A 22216-nucleotide genomic window follows, 5' to 3' on the forward strand; every position below is an offset into this window, starting at 1 on the left:
GGTCGCGGTGCTGCGGCTTCGGTCATGACGCGACACAGAACAGAATGGACCCGCTTGCCCCGTTGCATCACCCCGACCCGCTTGGCGCGAGCGACCTCTTCTCTGTCGGCGCTTCTATCTATGGGGCTTTGTCTCGCCGGCTGCGCCGCGCTGCAGGATCCCGAGGCGTCGCGACAGGAGACCGTCGCCAACGATCCCGCCGCGATGTTGAGAATCGCCGATGCGGCGCAGAAAGCCGGTGAGGTCGATGGCGCCGTCGCGTTCTATCGCCGTGCGGCGGACCTTCAGCCCGGCTCGGGGACGGCCCAGATCGGGCTGGCGCGCGCGCAGGTCGACCAGGGCGACGTCGAGCAGGCGCTCGCGACACTCGACGCTGCGCATAAGCGGATGCCAGCCGATGCTCATGTCACGGCGACGCTGGGCAAGCTCCTGGTGGCGGCCCATCGTCCTGCGGACGCGCTTGTGATTTTCCGTGATGGCTTGCAGCAGGATCCGCATGCGGTGCCGCTGCTGATCGGGCAGGGCGTCACGCTCGACAAGGCGGGTCAGCACGCCGAGGCGCAACAGTCCTACCGGCTCGCCCTTCAGGTGGAGCCCGGTAATGCTGCGGCTCAGACGGATCTGGCGCTGTCCGAAACTCTTGCGGCCGGCCGCATGGCCCCGACCGTGAAATCCCAAGTCTCTCGGGCCTCAGGCGCCACCGCCGTCGATTGAGACACCGTCAGTGTTGTCTCAGGGTGTCGTGACGGTTGCGGCCGGTGTCGCGATCGTGTTGCCGGTGGAAGCGGCGGTGCTGGTTGTCGGTGCCGCAGCGGAGGTCGATCCACCGGACGCTGACCCACCCCCCGCGTCGGGCGATGCGCCGGTCGTGTCGACCGAGGGTTCACCCGTCCGGCGATTGGCCCGCCAGGACGTGACGCCAGCCGCCAGATAGGCACCATCCGAAGGCGCGAGGCGCGGCGGTGCGACGAGGTCGGCGGGGTCGACCAGCATGGCCGCGAGATTGCTGCTTTGGGTGCAGGTCGCAAGGCTCATCAAGCTCGGCAACGGATCACCACCGAACGCCGGCGTGATCGCGTCGGCGCAATCCGGCGTGCCCGCGACAGCACGGGTCAGCAGCACCGAGGCCTCGCGCGCTGGCGGCGGCGGAGCGGTCGCCGTAATGCGGGAGGGGTCGATGCCATCGCCGACCAGCGCACGGCGGAGGGTCTCGGCTTCTCGCGCGCTGCTCGCCACGATATGAGCCCGAACGGCTTGTCGCTCGCCATCCGAGACGACGGCAATGTCATGCTTCAGGCGGGCACGCCACGCGAGGCGGCCGTTGGGTTGATGCGGCGCAAACACGAGCTCGCGATTGACGCTCGCCAACAGAACCGGCGGCGAACGACCGAGGTCAGCGGCCTCGTTGGTGCAGCCGGCCAGCAGGGCCGACAGGCTGAAAGCCGCGATCGATGCGCGCATCATTGAAACACGAATCCCATGTTTTCGGGTGGCGGCGGCGCGCGGCGCGCAAGACCGACAGCACGCCGAGTCGGAGCCGCGACGCGCCCATAGACCACTTCTTCCTCGTCGGACGGGACGCGGACGTAGCGGTTCGCATCGCCCGGCGGATTACCGGGGCCGGTCGGCCGCACGACATAAGGCGTGACGACGATCACGAGTTCGCTCTGGTTGCGCTGGAATTGGTTCGAGCGGAACAAGCCGCCGAGGATCGGGATATCGCCGAGCCAGGGCAGCTTCTGGATCGAATTGTTGTTGTTGTTCTGGATCAGCCCGGCGATGGCGAAGCTCTGGCCGCTGGCCAATTCCACCGTGGTTTCGGCGCGGCGCGTCGTCAACGCCGGCACCTGCACGTTGTTGAGCGTCACGGTGTTGGTGAGATCGAGCGCACTCACCTCGGGCCGCACCTTCACACTGATGTGGCCGCTCGACAGAACCGTCGGCGTAAAGGCGACACTGACGCCATATTGCTTATATTCGACCGACACCGCCCCCAGTGCCTGGGGGATCGGGATCGGAAATTCGCCGCCGGCCAGAAAGGTGGCCGTGGTGCCCGACACCGCCGTAAGGTTGGGTTCGGCCAACAGCGTCACCAGCCCTTCGGCCGCCATGGCGTCGAGCACGGCCGAGCCATTGGCATGTTTGGACGCGACAGTGCCGAAGACGCCGTTTACGCCGTTGGCGATCAGATTGGCTCCCGTCGCGCCGGCCAACCGACCGGTTTGCAGTCCGAAGGCAAAGTCACCGGCCGAGAACACCGTCGACCAGTTGAAGCCGAGTTGGCGCGAGACCGTGCGGCTCACTTCGGCGACGCGAACCCGCAAATTGACCTGCGGTGACCCGGCGACCTGGAGTTGGTTGGTTAAAGGGACACCCGCTCCGAGCGTGCGGGTCGCGGTCTGCTGCAGCCGTTCCGCCGTCTGCGGGTCGGGGACTGTTCCCTGCAGCATTGCGCCGTTGGGCGTATAGGTCAGCCGTGTTGCAGCATCGCCCGCATCGGCGTTCATCTGCGCCTGAAGCTCGCCTTGCGGAAAGCGCACGTCGATCATGTAGGCCAGCAGCGGCGCGCCATCCTGAGACAAGACGAACAGCGTGGTGCGTCCGGGTTTCTTGCCGAAGACAAAAATACTGGATGCTTTGGGACTCTGGATGTCGGCGATGGTGGGGTCCGCCACGAACTCGGTTCCGGCAGCCTCCGGCAAACGCAGAAGTTGGCCGCCCGAGACATCGATATGAATCGTACGGCTTGCGGTCACGGTGCTGGGAGGGGCAGCGAGTTGCGCGAGCGCCGCCGCAGGAGCAGCCGCCGCCAAAACCAGCATGGCCAGAAGGGCGAGCAGATATCTTGCGATAGTCTGTTCGCGTCTCGCGCGCTCAAGGGGCTTGATGTCGATCGTCCGAACATGTCGCATCTCGCTCAACTACAACAAGCGAACGCGGTTTGGCTCGGACTTTTTAGCGCTTGGCGGGAGTTTGTGAAAATTTTAGAGTATCGGTGGTCGGTGAGCCACAAACACCCAGTATCGTCCCGCGCAGAATTGCTCCGCTGATGCGGGACGACGACGATAAAGCGCAATTGGCTTACGAGAATGTCATACTCTTGTCATATCGATGCCAATTAGACTTGTTGTCAGGTTGTTGGGTCCCGCACTATGGTTCTTTGAACGGCTCGGCCGTGGGCCGGGCCGTAGTCCGCCATCGCTCAGGCGACTTGACGACGACGCCCGCGCTCCGCGTTCGTCACCGTGTCTGCATTGAATTTGCGGATCACCAACTCGCGGAGAAGGTTTTCGGCCACTGTCTCGGCCGCCAGCGATCCCACCGGCATGACATCCTCATCGCCGTTGTAGCGGACCCAAACGGCGGTGGTGGCTCCATTGCCAGAAACATCGAAGATCCCGAAGAATCTTTGATCTCTGTAGGTGCACGAAATCTCCCTGATCGACATCGATGACTCCCTTATTTTTTACTTATAAGTGTCAACGACGGAGTTGGTCCGGCGGTTGCATTGATCGATTGACGCATCGCTCGCGGCCGCGGAAATTTTGCCGATGCGACGAATGGTTGTGTCGGCCTGTCGCTGCGCGGATCCTGACTTCGACGATGTCGGTCCCGCCGCACCGGATTGAAATGTTTTGACCTGATCGCATCGCGCTGCGGTTCGCTTTGGTCTGCGACGGGCCTTAGGATCGGGCCGACACGGGAGATGTCGCTTTGAATTGGATGGTCGAGTCCGAAACCGGAACGCTGCGGGACGTTTTGCTCTGCCGCCCGGATCACTATCGCTGGATCGAAACCAATGCGATCGCGGTCGAAACGCTGGGCAAAGGCCGAAGCATCGACGCGCAGCGGCTGCAAAGCCAATTTCGGCAACTCGAGGATGCGCTCGATGAGGCGGGTGTCACGCGCCACTATATCGAGCCCGAGCCGCATCTCGCCTATCAGGTCTATACGCGTGATTCGAGCCAGACCACGCCGTGGGGTCCGATGCTGACGCAACTCGCCTTGCCGGCCCGGCGCGGCGAAGTCGCCTCGATCCTCCGCTTTCATCGTGCTCAAGACGGCTTCTGGCGCTATGCGAGCGGCGGCAACGTCGAGGGTGGAGACATCCACATCATTCGCCCGGGCCTGTTACTGATCGGCTGGTCGGGTATCCGCACCACGGCCGAGGGAGCGGCTCAAGTCGCGTCCTGGTTCGAGGCTGAAGGCTGGGAGGTTCGGGTCGAGCCCTTCGCCGAGCACTTCCTGCATCTTGATGTGCTGTTCTGCATGGCGGCCGATGGTTTGGCGGTAACCTGTATCGACGTGCTCGGCGATGCCTTTGCGGCTTGGCTCGCGGATCACGGCATTCGCGTGATCGAGGCGACATATCGTGACGTGATGGCGATGAGTTGCAATCTGCTGGCGCTTGGGAGCGGCCGGGTCATCTCGCCCCGGCACAGCGCCCGCATCAATGCGGCGCTGCGGGCCGAGGGCCTGACAATCTACGACCCCGACCTCGACCTGTTCGCGGCAGGCGGCGGCAGCGTCCATTGCATGACCATGCCGCTACGCCGCGACCCGATATAGCGGTCGCTCTCTCGCGAGGTCGGAGGCGTCCTGCCTAGCGCTTCATCTCGACTTCGACGAAGGCGATCGGGTGGTCGGAGGCGTTCTTCACGTCGTGTTTGATGCCCGACGGCCGTGCGTACGCGTCGCCCGCCGCGAGCGTCACCTGGCTTTCTGTCGTGCCGTCGTGCAGCGCCAGCGTTCCACCGAGCACCATGATGACGCAATAGGGCATGGCATGTTCGTGCCACCCGGTGCAGGCGCCGGGCTCGAAATCCCACCGCGTGATGCGAACGCGGTCGTCGTCGACCTGAACGGTCGGACGGGCCGGGATCGTGCACGAGAAGGCCATGGGATATCTCCTGGTCGCGGTGGTTGCGCGTCAGCTTCGATCAGTGCGCTCGCGTCGCAAGGCCTGCGCCATGCAATGAATACCGCCGCCGGTCTTCGAGATCTCGCTCATGTCGACCTCGGCCACCTCGAAGCCACGCGCCCGCAATTGCTCGATCAGCGTCCGGCTCGACGCGGGCGCGATCACGCGATCGCCGCCAAGGCTCATGAAGTTGCAGCCGAGCGCCATCGTGTCGGTGAAGGGCACGTCGATGATGTCGTGGCCTTTTTGCTTGAGCCAGGCGACGATGCCGGGCTCCGTGCAGGCGAGGCAGACGGCCGTCAGCCGTGGGGCGATCGGCACCACCATCAGGTCGATATGAACGTAATATTCGTCGATGAAGGCGAGGCGCGTTTCCCACCCCTCCCGCTTGAACCATCCCTCGACCTGCCGCGCGCCTTCCTCCTGGGTGCGGGCTCCGCCACAGCCGATCAGCACGCAGCCGTCCGAGATGACGTTGAAGTCGCCCCCCTCGAAGGTACCGGCCGTCACCATGTCGTAGATCGGCACGCCGAGCCGCTCGTAGGTACGGATCGCAGCATAATTTTCACCGCGCCGCCACCAGTTGGCCATGGAAGTGATGATGGCGCCGAATGGCGTCATCACGCTCGAATCGCGGGAATAGACCTGCATGGGCAGTTCGGGTTCCGGATCGTGCCAGTGCACCGCGACGCCGAAGTGCTGATAGGCCGCGACGAGGTCCTTGTGCTGGGCCTGTGCGGTTTGGATGTTGCACGGCGCCTCGCGCAGATGCTTGCGAGACAGCGAACTTGTGGCGAGATGCCGGAGATGCGCGGGTGAGCCGAGCAGTACATCGGTCAGCCGATCGGTTTCGTTGGTGAACCCCCACCCCTGTAGCCGAGGCGTGCCGCCCTCCGGGTTGCGGCGACGGAGGCTGAACGGCTCGGCGTAACGGCTTGAGGTCGGCGTCATGGACATGGCAGGGCTCGGGCTGGTGTGACGGCGCGACCCTAAGGGGTGAAACGGGCTTGTAAAAAGCGATGGTTTTTCATCTGATCGGATCGTAATTTTCACCGCAGGAGGATAGGTGCGGGTTCCCTCGACGCAAGCCCTTCGGGCGCTGGATTGTTTTGCCCGCCATGGCAGTGTCTGGCGCGCCGCCGAAGAACTGCATCTGACGCGCAGCGCCGTCAGCCACCAGCTGCGTTTTCTCGAACAGGACCTCGGCTTCGATATCCTCAAGCGAGCCGGTAAAGGCGTGACGCTGACGCCGCAAGGCATGCGCTATGCGGCCGATGTCCGCCGCGCGTTGACGCTGTTGGGTGATGCCGCCGTCCAATATGGCGACAAGGGAATCAGGGGCTCCCTAACGGTGAGTTGCACGCCGGGGTTCGCGTCTCTTTGGCTCTGCACACATTTGGCGGAGTTCAAGCAGCTTTACCCAGATGTCGTGCTTCGGATCGTTACGCCGCCTCGGCTCGACGACGTCAGCAACCCCGAGGTGGATGCCTTCATCGCCTATGGGGATGGCGGAGCCTGGCCGAGACATGCGGTGGAATTGCTCAGCGAGGTCGAGTTCACGCCGTTGTGCAGTCCGGCTCTGCTGAACCGGATCGGTGGACTGACCGACCCGCTCGACGTGTTCCGCGCCGTGCTGCTGCATCTCGACACCTACGACGATTGGAGCCGATGGTTCCAGGCGGCGGGTGCCACGCCGCTCCCCTTCGAGCAAGGCGTCACCTTTTCGGACATGAACCTCGTTTTGGCCGCCACCACGGCCGGGCAGGGGATCGCCATGGGGGATGAACTCACCTGCCGGCAGGCGCTCGAGACGGGACAACTGGTCCGGCCGTTCGATCTCGGGATCCGGTCGAGCCGCGCCTATTATGTTGTGACCGAACACCACCGCACCGGCAATGCCGCCATGCAAGCCTTCTCGGATTGGCTCCGGTCGCGCCTCGTGCAAACCGCCTCCGTGCTCCGCCCCGCTTAAGACGCGGGCAGGACTGCCAAAAACCGCGCCAGAGGGGTGAATTATATTTGGTCTAAACCGTACGAATCTTCGTTTGTCGTGAGGATAAGAGCTCGATAGCCTGATCTTTCTCTTCTGGAGAGCGAGCGGGTGAACGCAAAGGCGGTCGGGTTACGGGCGATCGGCATCGACAAGTCGTTTGGGGCTTTTCGCGCCCTCAAGGCTGTGTCGCTGGACGTCGCGCCCGGCGAGTTCCTGACGCTGCTTGGGCCGTCTGGGTCCGGCAAGACCACCTTCCTGATGATCATGGCGGGGTTCGAGGCGCCGACCGGCGGCAAATTGTTGAGCGAGGGCATCGATATCACGACCCGCTCGGCGGAGGCGCGGGCTTTCGGCATGGTGTTCCAGGGCTACGCCTTGTTCCCGCACAAGACCGTCGAGCAGAATATCGCCTTTCCGCTTCAGGTCCGCAAAGTCCCGCGGGAGGAGATCGCGACGCGGGTGGCCCGGATCGTCGCGCGCGTCGGCCTCGCTGGACACGAGAAGAAGCTGCCCGCGAAACTGTCGGGAGGTCAGCAACAGCGGGTCGCCCTGGCCCGAGCCCTGGTGTTCGAGCCCTCGGTCCTGTTGCTGGACGAACCGTTTTCAGCGCTCGACAAGCATCTTCGCGGCCGCATGCAGGACGAGGTGCGGCGGCTGCATCAGGAGTTTGGCACCACGTTCGTGTTCGTCACTCACGACCAAAGCGAGGCTTTGTCGCTGTCGTCGCGCATCGCCATCTTCAATCATGGTGAGTTGCTACAGGTCGCCACCCCGCAAGCCATCTACGAACGTCCGTCGAACCGCTTCGTCGCTGAATTTCTCGGCGAGATCAATTTGCTCCCGGTCGAGGGGGTCGGCCATTGCAGCATCGGCACGAGTGGCTCCTTCGAGGGACGCAACCTGAAGGTGCCGCGCCAGGATCACGTCGGCCGCTCCGGCACGCTGGCGATCCGCCCGGAGCATATGTCGGTGGCGTGCGGCCCCGCGCCCGACCGCAACGGCGTTCCGGCCCTCGTGAAAGCCACGACCTATCTCGGCTCGGCGACACGGCTCGGCCTTTCGACCGCGAGCGGGACGGCCTTGACCGTCACGTTGCCGACCGACGTTGCCGCAAGCGCGCTCACGAACGGTCCCGATCTCTGGGTCACCTGGCCCGCCGACAAGGGCTTTCTTCTGCCGGAAGAAAGCCATGCTTGATCATTCTCGCCGAAGGAGCACGCTGATGAACGACGCCTTTCAAAAAGACTGTCTCGAGATTTTGGCCGGCAAGGTCGAGCGCGGCGAGATCAGCCGCCGTCGCTTTGCGCAGATCGCCGCCATGGTGCTGGCGGGCGCGCCCCTGGCGCTGCGGGCTGGCGGGGCCCGAGCGGCCGATGGGCAGCTCGTTCTCGTCAATTGGGGTGGCGACGCTCTCAAAGCGTATGACGCGGCCTATGGTCAGGCATTTCAGAAAGCCACCGGCATCACGGTCAAGGAAGACGGCACGGGACCGACCGAAGGCGCCATCACGGCGCAGTTCAAGAGCGGCAAGCCAACATGGGATCTCGTCGATGCAGACCCGTTTTCGGCGATCTCGCTCGGCCATCAGGGCATGATCGAGCCGATCGACTATACGGTCGTCGACAAGGCCAAGATGCGGCCCGGCTTCGCCTGGGACTACGCGGCCTCGACCTACTTCTTCTCGTATATCATCGCCTATGACGCGCAGAAGTTCGGCAAGAATCCGCCGACCGGCATGGCCGATTTCTTCGACGTGAAGAAGTTCCCCGGCAAGCGCTCGATGTATAAATGGGGCGTCGGCATGTGGGAGGCGGCGCTGCTGGCCGATGGCGTCGCGCCCGAGAAGCTCTATCCGCTCGACCTCAAGCGGGCTCATGACAAGATCGCGGCCTTCAAGGAGAATGTCTCCTCCTACTGGGGAGGCGGCGCCGAAAGCCAGCAGGTGATGCTGAGCGGCGATGCCTCGATGGGGCTGATCTGGTCGACCCGCGCGAGCCTGCTCGACAAGGACCCAAGTGGCCAGGTGAAATTCATCTGGGACCAGGGTCTTATCTCGCCGGGCGCGCTGGCGGTCATCAAGAACAACCCTGGTGGCAAAGCCAACGCCATGTCGTTCATCGCGAGCACCACCGATCCCAAGAAGCAACTCGTGATGTTCGACATGCTCGGGCAGGGGCCGGCGAACCCCGCTACCGATGCGCTGATTCCCGTCGATCAGCAGAAGTATAATCCGGTCGATCCCGCCAACATGACGAAGCAGATCGCGCTCGACATGCCCTGGTACGCCGAAAATTACGGCGCGGCCCTCGATACCTACACAAAGATCATTTCGGCCTGACCCATGCGAGCCGCCGGAGAGTCCGGCGGCTTGTCTTCGGAGGCCGCGACAGCCCGACAACCTAAGAGACGAACCCGAACCCGATGCGAGCGTCCGCCCCGCGCCTTGCCAGTCTGCTGCTTCTCGGCCCGTTGCTGGCATTCCTGACGCTCGTCTACCTGCTGCCGTTCCTCGGCATTGCGGAATGGAGCGTCACGCTGCCGACGCCCGGCCTCGGTCAATATGAACGGCTGACCGGGGATAGCCTCGTCCTATCGGTGTTCCTGCGGACGTTCCGGATCTGCGCGATCGTGACCGTCGTGTCGGTCGTTTCGGCTTACGCGATCACCTACGTCTGGGTCCGCGGAAGCCGGCTGCAACGCAGCATCGCCGAACTCTGCATTCTGATCCCGTTCTGGATCTCGGTCCTGACCCGCGCGTTCGGCTGGCTGGCGCTGCTCTCGAACCGAGGCCTCATCAATGCGTGGTTGATGGGCGCGGGGTTGATCGACAGTCCGCTCCAACTCTCCCGCAACGAAGCCAGCGTCATTCTCGGCATGACGCATGTGCTGATTCCCTTCGCGGTCTTCCCGCTCGCCTCGGCCATGCGCGCGGTGGACGAGCGGGTGCTGCTGGCGGCGCGCGGCTTGGGGGCATCGCGGCTGCGGATCTTCTGGTCGGTGTTTCTACCGATGACGGCGTCGGGCGTCATTGGGGCGGGGCTGATCGTCTTCGTCTTCACGCTCGGCTTCTTCGTGACCCCCGCAATCCTGGGCGGTGGGCGCAGCATCATGGTGGCCGAACTCGTCTACCTCCGCATGTTCCAAAGCCCCGATTGGGGTCTCGGCGCCGCCGTCAGCGTCGTGCTGGTGTTGATCGTCGGCATCCTGATGGCGCTGCTGTTCAGGTTGGCGCGCCCGGCCTTGATGGGGAGCGCGCGATGATTCAGCGCCCGGGACCCATCGCGCTCATTCTGGCGGCCCTTGTGGCGGCGTTTCTGTTGCTGCCTCTGCTCGCGGTGGTGCCGATTTCGTTCACGCCGGCGCGCTTCCTCACTATGCCGAAGGGCGAACTATCGCTGATCCATTACCGCGACCTGATCGACAATCCGGACTGGGGCCGCAGCATGCTGCTGAGCCTTCGCATTGGTATCGTCAGCAGCGTGGTGGCCACCAGCTTGGCGCTGGCCTTCGGGCTCGGCATCTGGATGTTTCAACCGCGGTTCGCGGCGCTGCTGGTCGGCATCGTGCTGCTGCCCATGATCGTGCCACCCGTCGTGTCGGCCATGGTGCTGTATTTTTTTCTCACCTCGCTGTCGCAGATCAACGATCTCGTCGGCTACGACACGTGGCTCGGCGTCACGCTCGCGCATGTCGTCATGATCGTGCCGTTCGCACTGGTGCTGATCCTGGTCGCTTTGGCGCAGGTCGACCGGCGCATCGATCTGGCGGCGCGCGGGCTCGGCGCGTCGATCAGCCAGCGCGTGTTCGGCATCATCCTGCCCAACATCCGTTTCGGCGTGCTGACCGCGGCCCTGATGGCCTTCGTGCTGTCCTGGGAGGAGATCGGCGTCACGCTTTTCGTCACCAGCGTCAATGCCATCACGCTCCCCCGCATGATGTGGATGGGCGTGCACGACAACATCGATCCCGCGATCGCTGCCATTTCGGTGGTGCTGATCGTCATCACGACCCTGGCGCTGACCGGCCGCATGCTGCTGCAGCGTCAACACCCCGCATGAACACACGAAAAGACGAGGCCCCCCATGGATGAAGTCTTCGGCCGCCGCGACATGATCGCCCCGGCCCGATTGAAAGCTCTCAGCGTCAAATCCGACGCGCGAGGCTTTCGGCAACTCGGAACCCATCTCGGAGCGCTCGCGGTCACCGGGACGGCGCTGGCCTCGACGTGGGGGACGTGGTGGGCCGTGCTGCCGTTTCTGCTACACGGCACCCTGATCAACTTTCTTTACGCGGGGCAACACGAACTCAGCCATTGGACCGTGTTCCGAACCAAAAAGCTCAACGAGATCTTCGGCCGGCTCTTCGGTTTCATCCTGATCTACCCGCGCGATTTCGATCAGATCCAGCATTTCGCCCATCACCGATACACGCAGGATTGGGAGGGCGATGGGGAACTCACGCGCGATCGTTACACACTGACCTCCTATCTGCTCTGGGTGCTTGGCCCGACCTATTGGTACACGCGCGTGCGACGCGTCATCCGCTTCGCGCTCGGCATCGTGACCGAGCCGTATATTCCGGAGGGTCGCAAGCCCGAGGTCATCCGCGAGGCGCGATGGCATGTGGCCGGCTATGCCGCTCTCGCGGCGCTGTCGATCGCGACTGGGAGCTGGCTGGCCATCGAGCTTTGGCTGTTGCCGATGCTGGCCTTGAAGCCGGTGCATCAATTGCAGAACACGATCGAGCATCTCGGCCTGCCGCATGTCGACACCATCGTTCAGAATACCCGGTCGACCCGCACCAATGCGGTGATGCGCTGGATGGCGTGGAACATGCAGTACCACACCGCCCATCATGCCTTTCCGGGCGTGCCCTGCTATCAATTGCCGACGCTGCACCAGGAGATCTTCGTCGAGAAAGGCCGTAAGCCGCCGACGATGTCGTATCTCTCGTTTCAATGGGCGGTGGTCCGCGCCTTCTGGAACGGTCGCACCGAAGCCGATTACCCCGATGACGCGATCTGGATCAGCGACGACACCGATCTCGAGCCGGTCGCCCCGCGCGTGCGACACGCCAGCGGCAATCCCGCAAAGCAAGGCTGACGATGCCCCTGCGGATCTATCAGTCTTTGTGGGCGACCGAGCAGCGACGACCCGGCGTGCCGGAGCGTCCCGTGGCCGAACGGTTCGATCGTGTCCGCGACGCCGGCTTCGACGGCATGGCGATCGACCTCGGCGCCATGGATCTCGAGGCGGCGCGCGCCGTCGTGCCCGAATTTAACCGAACGGGGCTGAAAGGGCTGCTGACCGCCTTTCCGACCTCCATCGAGGATCTGCGGCCGGCGTTGCGGCTCGCGCGTGACATCGGCTCGCCGTTCTGCATCGTGATTGGGCAGGTGATGCCGCTTGCGGTCGCCGACATGATCCCCGTGATCCGGGGCTGGCTGGCGATTGCGGCGGAGGAGGGTGTGCCGTTGCAGTTTGAAACGCACCGCAACTGCATCACCAACGACCTCTTTTCGACCCTGCTGCTGATGGACGCCATTCCCGAGATGCGCCTCAGTGCGGACCTGTCGCATTACGTGGTCGACCGCGAGATGATGCAGCCGATCACGTCGGACTATCAGGATTATGTGGGCCGCATCCTCGATCGATCGGACTCCTTTCAAGGCCGGGTCGCGAATCGCTGCCAGGTGCAACTGCCGCTGCATTTCCCGCAGCATCGCGTCTGGATCGAGACGTTTCGCGCCTGGTGGCGGCAGGGGTTCCAAAGCTGGCAGACCCGCTTTGCGCCGGACGCGGATTGCATTTTTCTCTGCGAACTCGGCCCGCGCGATTATGCGATCACGGACCAGAACGGGGACGAACTCTCCGACCGCTGGGCCGAGGCGCATTTGCTGAAACAATGGGCGCGGGACGATTGGACGGCCGCGCTCGCCACCGACATGATGCGGCAATGAGGTTGATCCGATGACGGTCACGACACTGAATATCGAGACTCGGTCCGCTGAGTGGGAGCAACGGGTGGAACTCGCGGCCTGCTACCGGCTGCTCGCGCATTATAAGATGACCGATCTGATCTACACCCATTCGACCGTGCGCGTACCGGGCGAGCCGGGCCACTTTCTGATCAATCCCTACGGCTACCGCTGGGAGGAGATCACCGCCTCGTCGCTGGTCAAGATCGACGTGGACGGCAACAAGGTCGGTGACAGCCCGCATCGCGTCAATCCCGCCGGCTTCACGATCCATAGCGCCGTCCATATGGCGCGCCACGACGCGGCCTGCGTGATCCACACCCATACGCGCGCCGGCATGGCTGTCTCTGTCACCAAGGATGGGTTGATGCCGCTCAGCCAGATCGCGCTGCAATTCTATGGTCGGCTGGGGACCCACGACTATGAGGGGATCGCGCTCGATCTCGACGAGCGCCAGCGCATCATCAAGGATCTCGGCTCGTTTTGCGGCGTCATTCTTCGGAACCACGGCCTGCTGACGGTCGGCCGGACCGTCGCCGAAGCCTTCAGCCTCATGTTCTATCTGAACATGGCCTGCGAGGTGCAGGTCGCGACACTGTCGATGGGCACACCCCTCGTGATCCCGCCCAAGGAGGTCTGCGAGCGCGTCGGCGCTCAATATGACCAGATGGCTTTCGACGATGGCGATCTGAAACTCGAATGGGCCGCGCATCTCCGCCTGCTCGACACGCTCGATCCGTCCTACCGATCGTAAGCCCGCCGCCCAACCTCCAGCCTTGGAACTCCCATGAGCCAGATTGTCCAGACCGACTTCGATTGGACGCTTCCGTCGCGCGACTACCGCGACCCGGCTGTCTACGAGCGCGAGCGGCAAGAGATCTTCGCCCGCAACTGGATGTTGTTCTCCTGGTCGGAGCGTTTGAAGCAGCCGGGCGATTACGTGACCGGCACGGTCGCGGGCTATCCGGTCTTCGTCATCCGCGACGACGCGGGCGGCATCCGGGCGTTCCACAACGTCTGCCGGCATCGCGGGGCGCAGCTGTTGACCGAGGAGAGCGGTCATTGCGGCAAGCTCGTCGTGTGCCCCTACCATAGCTGGAGCTACACGCGCGCGGGGCGGCTTAACAAAGCGAGCGACTTCGGCTCCGACGCGACGTTCGATCCGGAGGCCTGGAGCCTCTACGCGATCGACGCCGAAGAATGGCGCGGTCTGATCTTCGTGCGGCTGAAGGCCGACGGTCCGACCCTCGTCGAATGGCTCGGACCCATCCATGCCATGGCCGAAAGCTACCCGCTCGAGCAGCAGCATTATTTCATGTCAAAGAACCGCGATTGTGCGGTGGATTGGAAGACCTACGGCGAGAATTATCTCGAATGCTACCATTGCCGGACGATGCATCCGGGGCTCTGTGCCGCCATGGATATCGAGAATTACCGGATCGACACCTATCAGAAGGAGCGGTTCTTTCACCTGCACGCGCCCAAACGCGAAGGCGGCCTGACGCGCGGCCTATATTTCTACCGCTTCCCGTTCCTGATGCTGAACCTCTACGACTGGGGAAGTTCCATCGCAACGATCGAGCCGCTCGGACCCGGACGGATCAAGCATATCAACTGGTATTTCTTCAACGACGTGTCGCCCGAGAAGGCCGAGGAGAACCGCAAGTCCGTCGCATGGTCGGCCGAGATCGTGTCGGAGGACCTCGATATCATCACCGGCGTGCAGCGGAATCTCGATGCCGGTATTTACGAGCGCGGCCCCCTGTCGCCGAAATACGAGATGGCCGTGAAGGGCTTCCAGGACATGGTCCGCGAGGACCTTGGCGGCTCGCGCCCCCTGCACAGCATCGCGGCCGAGTGATGCGGGCGTCGCAACGGCTGCACCGGGTTGCCCGATGACGGCGTCGCTCGCCCATCTCTACAGCCCGCTGACCATCCGCCGGACCACGATCAAGAACCGGATCATGTCGACCGGGCATGACACGACGCTGCCCACCGCCTTCGTCCCGAACGATGCGCTGGTGGCCTACCAGACCGCCAGGGCCGAAGGCGGCGCCGGTCTCATCGTGATCCAGGTCGCGGGCGTGCACGAGACAGCGCGCTACACCTCTCATCTGCTGATGGCGACGAGCGACGCCTGCATTCCGGGCTATCGACGGCTCGCCGAAGCCTGCCATGCTCAGGGCGCGACCGTATTCGGCCAGCTGTTTCATCCCGGTCGCGAGATCATGGAAACCGCCGAAGGGACGGCCCCCGTCGCCTATGCGCCATCGGCGGTGCCAAATCAGCGCTTCCACGTGATGCCGCGCGCCATGAGCCGCGTGATGATCGACGAGATCGTCGAGGGGTTCGGCGCCGCCGCCGCGCGGCTGGAAGCCGCCGGGCTCGATGGGGTCGAGGTCGTCGGCAGCCATGGCTACCTGCCGGCCCAATTCGTCAATCCCCGCGTCAACATCCGCGACGACCTCTACGGCGGCAGTTTCGACAACCGGCTCCGCTTCATCCGGGACGTCGTGGCGGCGATCCGACGCGCCACCGGGCCTGATTTCATCCTCGGTTTGCGGTTCAGCACCGAGGATTCCGACCTGCACGGTTTGACGGCCGAAGAGGTCCTCGCCGCTCTGAAGTCCCTCGACGGCAGCTTCGATTATTTCAACCTGACGGTCGGCTCATCCGCGAGTTTCGGCGGGGCGCTGCATATTGCGCCCGCCATGGCGTTCGCCAGCGGCTATGGAGCCCCGGCCGCTGCCGCGATCAAGCGACAGGTGTCGACACCTGTGTTCTACACCGGCCGCGTGAACCAGCCGCAGGATGCCGACCGGCTGATCGCTAGGGGCGAGGCCGACATGGTCGGCATGACGCGCGCGCTGATTTGCGATCCGGAGATGCCCAACAAGGCCGAGCAAAATTGCTTCGACGATATCCGGGCCTGCATTGCTTGCAACCAGGCCTGCATCGGGCATTTCCAGCTCGGCGTTCCGATCTCCTGCATCCAACATCCGGAAACAGGTCGCGAATTGCGCTACGGCCGGATCACACCCGCCGCCATTCGGAAGCGCGTGCTGGTTGCTGGGGGTGGCCCGGGCGGCCTCAAAGCCGCTGCGGTGGCGGCGTCACGTGGCCATGACGTTACGCTCTACGAGGCGTCCGATCGGCTCGGCGGCCAAGCCCTGTTGGCACAATTGCTGCCACGCCGAAGCGAGTTCGGTGGCATTGTCACCAACCTGACGCACGAAGCCGAGCAGGCCGGGGTCCGCATCGTCAAGCGCACCCGCGTCGACGCCGACCTCGTTGGGCGCGAGAAGCCCGATGCGATCATCCTTGCGACCGGCGCCTTGCCGCGCCGACCCGAGGTGCCGGGTGCCGAAACCGCCCATGTGGTCGATGCGTGGCAGGTGCTGCGCGACCAGGTCAACGTCGGCGCCTCCGTGCTGGTGGCGGATTGGCGCTGCGATTGGATCGGCATGGGCGTGGCGGAAAAACTCGCCCGCGCCGGCTGCAAGGTGAGGCTCGCGGTCACCGGCTATATGCCCGGCCAGCGCATCCAATCCTATGTGCGGGACCACTGGGCCGGCGTGCTGCATGATCTCGGCATCGAGGTCATCCCCTATGCCGAACTCTACGGCGTCGATGCCGACACGGTCTATCTCTCTCATGTGTCGGGCAAAACGCCGATCATCGTGGACGGGATCGACACGCTGGTGCTGTCGCTCGGCCACGACGCCGAGACGACGCTCGAGGCTCAACTCGTCGGCTTTGCGGGCAACCTGCATATCATCGGCGATTGCATGACGCCGCGCACCGCTGAAGAAGCGGTGCTGGAGGGCTTAAGGGCCGCCTGGGAGCTCTGAGGCAAGCGCCCGGACGGCAGTTTCGGTCGCGTGTCGGATCGCGCGCCAGCGCTCGTACTCCTGCCGTGCATCGGCGAGCGCCCGATGGGCCGGTGGACCATCCGCTTGTCCGTCCCGCGCCGCTGCCGACAGAACCTCATTCAGGACGCTGTTCTGCTGGCCGGGCGACAAGCCCGCCGCTCGGCATGTCTCGATCACAACGCGTCGTTGGGCCTCGTCCGTATCCTGCAACCGCAGAGCATGGCGAGGCAGATCGGCGGCACGCAGCAGCCGGCTGAGCCACTGCCCGTCCCAGGACGGTGCGCTCGCATAGAGCGTGTGGCCCGTCAGACACGCGATCATCCTCCTTCCGACCACATCATGCGGTTGACCCTCGCTGAGGAGGAGATCGCGCGGGATGCCATGAATGGCTTCCGCGTCGCTTGCCCAATCGGTCCAGCCCGGAGCCGGACGGATCAGGGTGGCTTCGGAGCTCCCGTCATCGAATACCCAGGCGACTTCGATCGGGTAGCTTTTCTTGCCCAGCGACGAAGCCTCGAAGTCCAGGAACGCGATCCTGCTCATCCCGGCTTACCGCTTGACCAGCTAAGCCTTGCAGACTGCGGAAACAGCGCGAGGCCCCGCCGCACCATGCTGCGCGCCAGAAGCAGCGTCACGCTCGTGCCGAGCGCCGCGCCGGCCAGCACGTCGCTGGGGTAATGGGCATTCACCACCACCCGTGAGATGCCGATCGCGACGGCGCAGACCAACAAGCCCCAACGCGCGCGCGGCATCATCAACGCAAGTGCGGTCGCGGCCGCGAAAGCGGACGTCGTATGGCCGGACGGGAAGCTGGCGAAATCGTTCGGCCAACTGAACGGATGCAGGGAGAAGGCTCCCAACTGCTCGATGAGCCTTGGTCTCGCCCGGCCGATGATGTGTTTGAGACCTTGGACAGCGAGGCCCGAGACCGCGATCGCAAGGACGAAGAACACGGCTCGCCGTGCCAGCAGAGTCAGGCGCTCCCGTGTGATGCGGCTGGATTCATTCCGGCGAAGCACAAATGCCGCGAGCGCCACGAGAGCCGATGCCAAAAACATGTAGCCGGATGTTCCGAACCAGGTGACGAAGAACCCCGCTCGCACGACCCGTGGCGATAAATGCGCGGCCCAGATGGCAACCGGTTGATCGATCAGGACGAGAGCGAGCAGGCAGATGAGAAACAAAACTGACGCGATGAGAGTGGATCGCCTGTCGAGCACAGAGCCGCCTTCCTGCAGTGCACCTCGTGATTTGAGAGGTGTTGATGAAACGTCGCCTTCTCATCGGCAACATTGAGGCGGCACTGAGGACGGATCTGGGGAGACGCGTGCAACTCTTCGTGTCGATCGCGACAGCGACGCTGTTTATGGATGCGCGCCGTGTTGGCACATTGCCTAATGTTAATCCATCCCCCCGCTCAGATACCTTGCGCCGATGCCCCAATCGTCACCACTTGCTACATAAGTCGGAGAGGTGGCTTCGACGGCAACGGGATCACGATGATGTTTTCGCGCAAGCGTTCGAATGCGGTGGTGAGGGGCGGCCTTCTGGCGCTTGCACTGCTGGCTGCGGCGCCGATTGGCATTCATTCGGCTGAGGCGCGCGCCGGCGGCGGGTTCAGCTTCGGCTCGCGCGGCGCACGGACCTACAGCATGCCGCCGTCCACCGCGACAGCGCCGCGTGCGGCACAGCCATTCCAGCGGACCGAAACCCCAGCTTCCAGCGGCTTCGCCGGCAATGCGGCTCAACCGCGTCGCTTCGGCGGTTTCGGCACCGGGCTCGCGGCGGGCCTTCTCGGCGCCGGCCTGTTCGGCATGTTGGGCGGTGGCGGGTTTTTTGGCGGCCTCAACGGCATCGGCTCGCTCTTTGGGCTGCTGTTCCAGTTCGCTTTGATTGCCGGCGTCGTCATGCTGGCGATGCGCTGGTTCCGCTCGCGCTCCGCAACGCCCTCTATGGCAAGCGGCCCGTCGATGCAGGCCCGCAGCGGGTTCGGCGGCTTCGGAGGCGGCTCGCAGCCGGCTCGACCCGCCACGGTGCCGTTGGCTGTTCAGCCGCAGGATTTCGCTGCGTTTGAACAAGCACTGATCTCGATCCAGACCGCCTTCAGCCGTGAGGACACCAATGCGCTGTCACGGCTGACGACGCCGGAAATCCTGCGCTACTTCGGCGCCGATCTCGACGCGAACCGCGCCCGCGGCGTGCGGAACGACATCGCAGACGTCAAGCTGTTGCAGGGCGACTTGTCCGAAGCTTGGCGCGAGGGCGGAGCCGATTTCGCGACCGTCGCAATGCGCTTCGACGCGCGTGACACGATGGTGGATCGAACCTCCGGTCGCGTCGTCGATGGCAACCCCAACCAGCGAAGCGAGGTTGCCGAGTTGTGGACGTTCCGTCGAGACAATGGCGGCCCCTGGTTGCTCTCGGCCGTCCAACAGACGGCCTGATCGCCACAGTGCGCTGCTTGGTTACGCTGGCCGCATGGCTATGACGGGATCGACCGCAGGAGAAAGCTCGTCAGAGCTTGAACCTCGCGGTCGACCGGCTTTCCGGGCGCGAAGGTCGATACGGGCTTGCCGGCCGCGAACGATCGCACATAGTCGACGTCGTAGCTGAGATACGGGCTCACAGTCTCGCCGAGATCGGTGAGCGCATCGCTGATCTGCTGTCCTTCGTCCGTCTCGAGATCGACGCGGGTCGGCGCGAGAACCACCTTCAATCGCATATCGGGATCGACGCGGGTCGATTCTCTCGCTTTCAAGATCGTCTTCTTGGCCGAGTTCAGATCGAGGCTCGACGGGCCGCATGGGATCACCACGAGGTCCGAGATCAGCACGGCTGTCTCAAACGTGATGCCGAAGCCGGACGGCATGTCGACGATCACGATGTCGCCCGACGTCTTGAGCACGTTGCGGATCCACAGCGAGACGTTGCGGAGGCCAACGAGCTCCTGACGGACACTGAAGCCGAGCTTGCGCGGCTCGGCCCATTGCACGGCACAACCTTGCGGGTCGGCATCGACGAGCGTGACTGAACGCCCGAGTTTGACCAATTCTCCGGCGACGTTGATCGCAAGAGTGGTTTTGCCAACCCCGCCTTTGCTCTGTCCGACCGCGATGACTTGCATGGATGACCCTTCGTCAACTGCAGCTTTGCTCTGGCTTAGTCTGGGACAAAGCTTTGCCGCAAGTCTGAACCGCGATCGTCCTCACGAGAGTGTTGTGGACCTCCCGCTGCGCGAGGCCTGATGTTAACCGCGCCCGTGCGGGGCGCTGAAATCGAGCAGTGGTCCAAGGGGGACGATGCCGGTCGGATTGATGGTTGGATGGCTCTCGTAATAATGATGCTTGATGTGATCGAGGTTCACGGTCGATCCGAACCCCGGCGTCTGGTAGAGATCGCGCGTGTAGGCGATGAGGTTCGGATAGTCGACGATGCGACGTAGGTTGCATTTGAAGTGGCCGACATAGACCGCATCGAAACGAATGAGTGTTGTGAAGAGGCGGATGTCGGCCTCGGTGAGATGCGGCCCACAGAGGTAGCGATTGTCCGCCAGCCGTTTATCCAGCCAAGTCAGGGTCTCGAAAAGGGGGGCGACCGCCTCCTCATAGGCGCCCTGTGTGGTTGCAAACCCGGCCTTGTAGACGCCATTGTTCAGCGTGTCGTAGATCCGGGCATTCAAACCGTCGATTTCCTCACGCAGGTTTGCGGGGTAGAGATCACCTGACCTTGCCCCAGCCTCGTCAAAGGCCGTGCCGAGCATGCGAATGATATCGGCTGATTCGTTATTGACGATCGTGCCGGTCTGGCGATCCCACAAGACCGGGACGGTGACGCGTCCGCTGTAATGCGGGTCGGCCGCCGTATAGACTTCATGCAGAACCTGCGCGCCGTGGATCGGATCGGGAATGACGCCCGGTCCTGCGTGGAAGGTCCACCCATCCTGCCGCATCAGCCAGTGCGTGACGGCGATGTCGATGCTGCCCTCGAGCCCTTTGAGGGCGCGGGCGATCAAAGTGCGGTGTGCCCAGGGACAGGCCAGGCTGACATAGAGCAGATAGCGGCCCGGTTCGGCCGCGTAGCCTCCTTTGCCGGTAGGGCCGGGGCTGCCGGACGGCGTGATCCAATGCCGATAAGCGCTGTCTTTGCGGATGAAGCGGCCGCCCGTCGCGCCCGTGTCGTACCATTGATCGTGCCAGACGCCGTCGACCAGAAGTCCCATGGGATGATCCTTTTTCGTGCACCGGGACTGCACCATGACGACGTTCGTCGAGTCGATCGTTTTCTCGTCGGACCAGGGTCAGAGATCGAGATCGAGTTGTGCGGCGGCCGGTGCCTCATGGCGGAAATTGGAGAGCGACACGCCGAGCAGACGCACGCCCTTTTCGAAAGGAACAAGCGCGTCGAGCAGGGCAAAGCTGATTGCCTCGATTGTGGCTCGGCTCGCAACGGGCGTCGCGACCGAGCGGCTGCGCGTGATGAGCTGAAAGTCGGCATATTTGACCTTCAGGGTCACGGTCGAGCCGCGCGCGCCGCTTCCCTCGCAATGGCGCCAGACCTTGTCGAAGATCGGCTGCAGATTGTCGCGCATGGCGTCGATCGCAGTGAGATCGCTCGAAAAAGTATTTTCGGCTCCGACCGATTTGCGAATGCGATCGGCCCGCACCGGCCGATGGTCGATGCCGCGCGCCACCGCGTAATAGTACGGGCCGGATTTGCCAAAATGCGCCTGCAGGAACGCCAGCGTCTGCTGGCGGAGATCCAGCCCCGTCGCGATGCCAAGTCGGTTCATCTTAGCGGCTGTGACAGGGCCGACGCCGTGAAATTTACCGACCGCCAAGGTCTCGACGAAGCTCGCCCCCATACGCGGCGTGATGACGAAGAGGCCGTCTGGCTTGCGATAGTCGGAGGCGAGCTTGGCTAGAAATTTGTTGTAGGAGACGCCGGCCGAAGCCGTCAGGCCGGTCGTGGCGCGAATCTTTGACCGGATGTCTTCCGCGATTGCGGTTGCCGAGGCGAGACCCCGCAGATTCTCGGTAACATCGAGATAGGCCTCGTCGAGCGACAGAGGCTCGATGAGCAGGGTATGTTCGGCAAAGATCTCACGGATCTGCTGCGAGACCTCCTTATAAATCTCGAAACGCGGCTTGACGAAGATCAGGTCGGGGCATTTCCGCCGCGCCGTAACGGATGCCATGGCCGAATGGACCCCGAAGGAACGCGCCTCGTAGCTCGCGGCCGCCACGACGCCGCGTTCTCGCGATCCGCCGACCGCGACGGGTTTGCCCCGAAGGTCCGGATTATCTCGCTGCTCGACCGACGCGAAAAAGGCATCCATGTCGACATGAATGATCTTCCGGTGTGGCTCGGCGTCGGTCTCCGCGGCCGCGTCGCGGGTCGAGGCGGGCTCTCCGACGGCCATCATGAGGGGCAGGCCGCGCCGAACGCTTCCAGCC

The 22216-nt window shown here is 63.8% G+C and carries 23 protein-coding genes; 13 read left to right on the forward strand and 10 right to left on the reverse strand.

The genetic code is table 11. From position 1 onward, the window contains the following. The first annotated feature begins 54 nt into the window (after positions 1-54). On the forward strand, positions 55-714 hold the full coding sequence (locus LGH83_RS19260) for a tetratricopeptide repeat protein (RefSeq protein WP_227400020.1): 660 nt from the start codon (positions 55-57) through the stop codon (positions 712-714). A gap of 18 nt (positions 715-732) precedes the next feature. Here LGH83_RS19260 and LGH83_RS19265 read toward each other — a convergent pair whose 3' ends face one another. The 3 genes from LGH83_RS19265 to LGH83_RS19275 form a co-directional block, all read right to left on the reverse strand. Further along, on the reverse strand, positions 733-1464 hold the full coding sequence (locus tag LGH83_RS19265) for a CpaD family pilus assembly lipoprotein (RefSeq protein WP_227400021.1): 732 nt from the start codon (positions 1462-1464) through the stop codon (positions 733-735). Then, positions 1461-2912 carry a type II and III secretion system protein family protein gene (locus LGH83_RS19270; protein WP_227400022.1) on the reverse strand — a complete coding sequence of 484 codons (1452 nt, stop codon included), beginning with the start codon at positions 2910-2912 and terminating at the stop codon, positions 1461-1463. The genes LGH83_RS19265 and LGH83_RS19270 overlap by 4 nt, the downstream gene beginning before the upstream one ends. A gap of 290 nt (positions 2913-3202) precedes the next feature. Continuing rightward, positions 3203-3448, reverse strand: a complete 246-nt coding sequence (locus LGH83_RS19275; RefSeq protein WP_131115276.1) for a hypothetical protein — start codon at positions 3446-3448, stop codon at positions 3203-3205. Between the two features lie 275 nt (positions 3449-3723). On the opposite strand from LGH83_RS19275, the gene LGH83_RS19280 reads away from it, so the two are divergent. Beyond that, positions 3724-4569 (forward strand): dimethylarginine dimethylaminohydrolase family protein, encoded by an 846-nt coding sequence (locus LGH83_RS19280; RefSeq protein ID WP_227401926.1) that lies wholly within the window; start codon positions 3724-3726, stop codon positions 4567-4569. A 34-nt stretch (positions 4570-4603) separates the two neighbouring features. On the opposite strand, the gene LGH83_RS19285 is transcribed toward LGH83_RS19280, so the two are convergent. Both LGH83_RS19285 and LGH83_RS19290 read right to left on the reverse strand, forming a co-directional pair. Then, on the reverse strand, positions 4604-4900 hold the full coding sequence (locus tag LGH83_RS19285; protein ID WP_227400023.1) for a cupin domain-containing protein: 297 nt from the start codon (positions 4898-4900) through the stop codon (positions 4604-4606). Between the two features lie 30 nt (positions 4901-4930). Next, positions 4931-5872, reverse strand: coding sequence for a dimethylarginine dimethylaminohydrolase family protein (locus LGH83_RS19290; RefSeq protein WP_227401927.1), 942 nt, complete (start codon positions 5870-5872; stop codon positions 4931-4933). 115 nt (positions 5873-5987) lie between these two features. Here LGH83_RS19290 and LGH83_RS19295 point away from each other — a divergent pair, with 115 nt between their 5' ends. From LGH83_RS19295 to LGH83_RS19340, 10 genes are all read left to right on the forward strand, one after another. After that, entirely contained in the window at positions 5988-6893 is a 906-nt protein-coding gene (locus LGH83_RS19295) for a LysR substrate-binding domain-containing protein (RefSeq protein WP_131115281.1), read from the forward strand. A 129-nt stretch (positions 6894-7022) separates the two neighbouring features. Then, positions 7023-8111, forward strand: a complete 1089-nt coding sequence (locus LGH83_RS19300) for an ABC transporter ATP-binding protein (protein WP_227400024.1) — start codon at positions 7023-7025, stop codon at positions 8109-8111. A gap of 25 nt (positions 8112-8136) precedes the next feature. Continuing rightward, on the forward strand, positions 8137-9252 hold the full coding sequence (locus LGH83_RS19305) for an ABC transporter substrate-binding protein (RefSeq protein ID WP_227400025.1): 1116 nt from the start codon (positions 8137-8139) through the stop codon (positions 9250-9252). Between the two features lie 83 nt (positions 9253-9335). Next, positions 9336-10175, forward strand: coding sequence for an ABC transporter permease (locus LGH83_RS19310; protein ID WP_227400026.1), 840 nt, complete (start codon positions 9336-9338; stop codon positions 10173-10175). Further along, positions 10172-10972, forward strand: a complete 801-nt coding sequence (locus LGH83_RS19315) for an ABC transporter permease (protein ID WP_227400027.1) — start codon at positions 10172-10174, stop codon at positions 10970-10972. The genes LGH83_RS19310 and LGH83_RS19315 overlap by 4 nt, the downstream gene beginning before the upstream one ends. Before the next feature lie 24 nt (positions 10973-10996). Beyond that, complete coding sequence (locus tag LGH83_RS19320) at positions 10997-12016, forward strand: fatty acid desaturase (protein ID WP_227400028.1); 1020 nt, start codon at positions 10997-10999, stop codon at positions 12014-12016. A gap of 2 nt (positions 12017-12018) precedes the next feature. Beyond that, positions 12019-12873: a sugar phosphate isomerase/epimerase family protein gene (locus LGH83_RS19325; RefSeq protein WP_227400029.1), complete on the forward strand. Its 855-nt coding sequence runs from the start codon at positions 12019-12021 to the stop codon at positions 12871-12873. 10 nt (positions 12874-12883) lie between these two features. After that, complete coding sequence (locus LGH83_RS19330) at positions 12884-13645, forward strand: class II aldolase/adducin family protein (RefSeq protein WP_227400030.1); 762 nt, start codon at positions 12884-12886, stop codon at positions 13643-13645. Positions 13646-13678: 33 nt separating this feature from the next. Beyond that, the gene (locus LGH83_RS19335) at positions 13679-14752 is read left to right on the forward strand and encodes an aromatic ring-hydroxylating oxygenase subunit alpha (protein WP_227400031.1); all 1074 of its coding nucleotides are present in this window, start codon (positions 13679-13681) and stop codon (positions 14750-14752) included. Positions 14753-14786: 34 nt separating this feature from the next. Continuing rightward, positions 14787-16742: an FAD-dependent oxidoreductase gene (locus tag LGH83_RS19340; protein ID WP_227400032.1), complete on the forward strand. Its 1956-nt coding sequence runs from the start codon at positions 14787-14789 to the stop codon at positions 16740-16742. Here the strand turns inward: LGH83_RS19340 and LGH83_RS19345 are convergent. Continuing rightward, on the reverse strand, positions 16719-17306 hold the full coding sequence (locus LGH83_RS19345) for a transcriptional regulator (protein ID WP_227400033.1): 588 nt from the start codon (positions 17304-17306) through the stop codon (positions 16719-16721). The genes LGH83_RS19340 and LGH83_RS19345 overlap by 24 nt on opposite strands. Beyond that, a complete protein-coding gene (locus LGH83_RS19350; protein ID WP_227400034.1) occupies positions 17303-17947 on the reverse strand; it encodes a phosphatase PAP2 family protein in 645 nt (214 codons plus the stop codon). The genes LGH83_RS19345 and LGH83_RS19350 overlap by 4 nt, the downstream gene beginning before the upstream one ends. A gap of 318 nt (positions 17948-18265) precedes the next feature. Here LGH83_RS19350 and LGH83_RS19355 point away from each other — a divergent pair, with 318 nt between their 5' ends. After that, complete coding sequence (locus LGH83_RS19355) at positions 18266-19207, forward strand: TIM44-like domain-containing protein (RefSeq protein ID WP_227401928.1); 942 nt, start codon at positions 18266-18268, stop codon at positions 19205-19207. 38 nt (positions 19208-19245) lie between these two features. Here the strand turns inward: LGH83_RS19355 and LGH83_RS19360 are convergent, their stop codons facing one another. From LGH83_RS19360 to dinB, 3 genes are all read right to left on the reverse strand, one after another. Next, the gene (locus LGH83_RS19360; protein WP_227400035.1) at positions 19246-19887 is read right to left on the reverse strand and encodes a ParA family protein; all 642 of its coding nucleotides are present in this window, start codon (positions 19885-19887) and stop codon (positions 19246-19248) included. 123 nt (positions 19888-20010) lie between these two features. Then, on the reverse strand, positions 20011-20982 hold the full coding sequence (locus tag LGH83_RS19365; protein WP_227400036.1) for a glutathione S-transferase family protein: 972 nt from the start codon (positions 20980-20982) through the stop codon (positions 20011-20013). A gap of 78 nt (positions 20983-21060) precedes the next feature. Next, positions 21061-22185: a DNA polymerase IV gene (gene dinB / locus LGH83_RS19370; protein ID WP_227400037.1), complete on the reverse strand. Its 1125-nt coding sequence runs from the start codon at positions 22183-22185 to the stop codon at positions 21061-21063. Positions 22186-22216: the final 31 nt, after the last annotated feature.

This window comes from Lichenihabitans sp. PAMC28606 (genome assembly GCF_020616535.1).
In the GTDB taxonomy this organism is placed as follows: Bacteria; Pseudomonadota; Alphaproteobacteria; order Rhizobiales; family Beijerinckiaceae; genus Lichenihabitans; species Lichenihabitans psoromatis.